Below are 2,545 nucleotides of genomic sequence, written 5' to 3'. Positions count from 1 at the left end.
CCGAGCCAGTCGGACCCCTTGATCGTGTCATAGGCATGCCAGCGCCAGTCGTCCTCGCCCATGTTGCCCAGTGCCGCGCTGATCCCGCCCTGCGCCGATACGGTATGGCTGCGCGTCGGGAACAGCTTCGTGACGCAGGCGGTCCTCAGGCCCTTCTCGGCCATGCCGAGCGTGGCGCGTAGCCCCGCCCCGCCGGCACCCACCACAACGACATCGTAGGTATGATCGGTGATCGCGTAATCGCCCACCATGCATTCAGTCTCCCAACGCAACCAAGAGCACGGCAAACACACCCGCCGCGGCCAGCACCACGGCGGCGAAATTGACCAGCATCGCCAGCACCAGCCGGGCCGTTTCGTGGCTGACGTAGTCTTCCAAGATGACGTGAATGCCGAGCGCGCCATGATAGAAAGCGGTGGCGAGCATCAGCACCATCAAAAGGGCAGTCACCGGCGAACCGAGCCAGGCATGAACACTGGCATATTCGGCGCCGGCATGACGTACGACGCCGATGAGGAACCAGACAAGCAGCGGAGCGAGCGCTATCGAAGTCACCCGCTGCGCCCACCAGCGCGCGGTGCCCGAATGCGACGCTCCCAATCCCAAGGCCTGCTTGAGCGGCGTGCGTAGGCTCATGGAGCGCTCCTCGATGACAACTTTTATAGGCTGAGCGCAATCAGCCAGGTGATCACGGTCAAAACGCCGGCCGCCACGAACACGGCCACCGCCGAGCGGCGTGCCCGCTCCAGCTCGAATCCATAGTCAATCGCCCACCCGAGGTGCCGAATACCGTTGCACAGGTGATAGAAAAGCGCGTACGTCCACAGAAACAGGAACAGCTGCACGATCCCGCTGCCGAAGAAGCCGCGAACGTCGGCATACGCCTGCGGGCCGGCGGCGGCCGCAACCAGCCACGCGGTCACTCCCACCGTGCCAAGCGCGAGCAACGCGCCGGTAATGCGATGAGTAATCGAGGAAATGGCAGTGAATGGTAAGCGATAGATTTGAAGATGCGGGGAAAGCGGTCGATCATCCCTATCCATCTATTAATCGCTCCGCTTATGGCGGGAAGCACAATGGCAACAACATTATCGGCTGGCCATCCGGCTTGCAACACTTGGGCAGCGAGCACGGCGCGTGCGCCTGGGTTTCTTGAGTAATACCATAGGCGGGACATTTGAGTGATCGAATCGGATACAAGCATTATGTCGAGACTCTGGTATTTCCTCGACCCGGAGGCCGCCGGATCGGGAACGAACGAAGCCGATTTGCCGACCGCCACGGCCGAGCACTCGCTCGACGACTCCGGTGGCTGCATGAGCGCACTGCGCGACTGGGGGGTGATCCACGCCCGCGGCGGCGACGCGGCCGCGTTTCTCCACAGCCAGCTCAGCAATGACATCCAGGGCATGGAGGCCGCGGATTCCCGGTTTGCGGCCTACTGCAACGCCAAGGGCCGCGCACTCGCGTTGCTGCGGGTGCTGCGCACCGACGACGGCTTCCTCCTGATGACGCACAAGGCGCTCATCGACTCGCTCATCAGGCGTTTGCGCATGTTCGTGCTGCGCTCCAAGGTCACCCTGGAGGACGCCTCCGAGACCATCGGCGTGATCGGGCTCGCCGGCGCCGCGGCAACCGCGCCGTTGCAAAAGATCACGGGCGGCGCGCCGGAAAGCCGCGGCCGCGGGCACCACGGCGCCGAGAGCCGGCTCATGCGCTTGAGCAGCGCGCCCGATCGCTTCGCCCTCGCCGCTCCAGCCGAGGCACTCGCCGAGCTTTGGGAAAGCCTCGCCGAGGATCTTGCCGTTGTCCCCAACGAGGCGTGGCAGCTTCTCGAGATTCGCGCCGGCATCCCGACCGTCACGCCGGCCACGCAGGAGGCCTTCGTCCCGCAGATGCTCAACCTCGAACCCCTGCAAGGAATCAGCTATGAAAAGGGCTGCTATCCGGGGCAGGAAGTGATCGCGCGCATGCACTACCTGGGCAAACTCAAGCGAAGGATGTATCGCCTGCAACTGCCAACCGGAACACCGCCGGCCCCGGGTGATACGGTGCGCGCCGGCACGGGCGACAAGGAGGCCGGAACGGTCGTCACCGCCGCGCGGGCGACACCTGAAAGCTGCGAGCTGCTCGCCGTGCTGCGCACCGAGTTGGCCGAGCAGGACGGCTTGCTGCTGAACGATACGCCGTTGCGGACGCTCGAGCTGCCTTACGGTTTCAAGACTTGAGCTTACGTCGTGCCGCCCCTTGAGCAGCTTTGAGCGCCCAAACGCATTTATGGAGAATGCCCGGCTGGCCTATAGCTAGAGGTCCATCCGTCTCTTCTTGAGCCAGTCGGGCCGTATTCGCCAGACTCAGACCAAGGGCGTGTAATCAAACCTCGCAGGCGACCCGCCCCTGGCGGAGCGCCCGGAAGTGCTAGGTCGTGTTCACATTTAAGCGAGCCAGAGCACAATGCACGCACACCTGACCATGGCAGCAAAATGTGCGGCGAGTTTTTCATAGCGGGTCGCTATCCGGCGGAATTGCTTGAGCCGGTTAAAGA

Annotated in this window: 4 protein-coding genes and 1 pseudogene; 1 reads left to right on the top strand and 4 read right to left on the bottom strand. The window is 63.6% G+C overall.

Translation table 11 applies throughout. The features are described 5' to 3' along the window. The 3 genes from AC52Q4_RS10650 to sdhC form a co-directional block, all read right to left on the bottom strand. A partial coding sequence (locus AC52Q4_RS10650) for an FAD-binding protein (RefSeq protein WP_495536776.1) occupies positions 1 to 251 on the bottom strand: 251 nt, incomplete at its 3' end. Positions 252 to 255: 4 nt separating this feature from the next. Then, on the bottom strand, positions 256 to 636 hold the full coding sequence (gene sdhD / locus AC52Q4_RS10645) for a succinate dehydrogenase, hydrophobic membrane anchor protein (protein WP_495536775.1): 381 nt from the start codon (positions 634 to 636) through the stop codon (positions 256 to 258). 23 nt (positions 637 to 659) lie between these two features. Further along, the gene (gene sdhC, locus AC52Q4_RS10640; protein WP_495536774.1) at positions 660 to 1,043 is read right to left on the bottom strand and encodes a succinate dehydrogenase, cytochrome b556 subunit; all 384 of its coding nucleotides are present in this window, start codon (positions 1,041 to 1,043) and stop codon (positions 660 to 662) included. A 162-nt stretch (positions 1,044 to 1,205) separates the two neighbouring features. On the opposite strand from sdhC, the gene ygfZ reads away from it, so the two are divergent. After that, entirely contained in the window at positions 1,206 to 2,228 is a 1,023-nt protein-coding gene (gene ygfZ, locus AC52Q4_RS10635) for a CAF17-like 4Fe-4S cluster assembly/insertion protein YgfZ (RefSeq protein WP_495536773.1), read from the top strand. 207 nt (positions 2,229 to 2,435) lie between these two features. Here ygfZ and AC52Q4_RS10630 read toward each other — a convergent pair. Continuing rightward, positions 2,436 to 2,545: pseudogene (locus AC52Q4_RS10630) on the bottom strand (IS5/IS1182 family transposase); the annotation flags it as partial.

This window comes from Nitrococcus sp. (assembly GCF_059432795.1).
The sequence above is the reverse complement of the archived record's forward strand: the minus strand, read 5'-3'. Positions and strand labels throughout refer to the sequence as shown.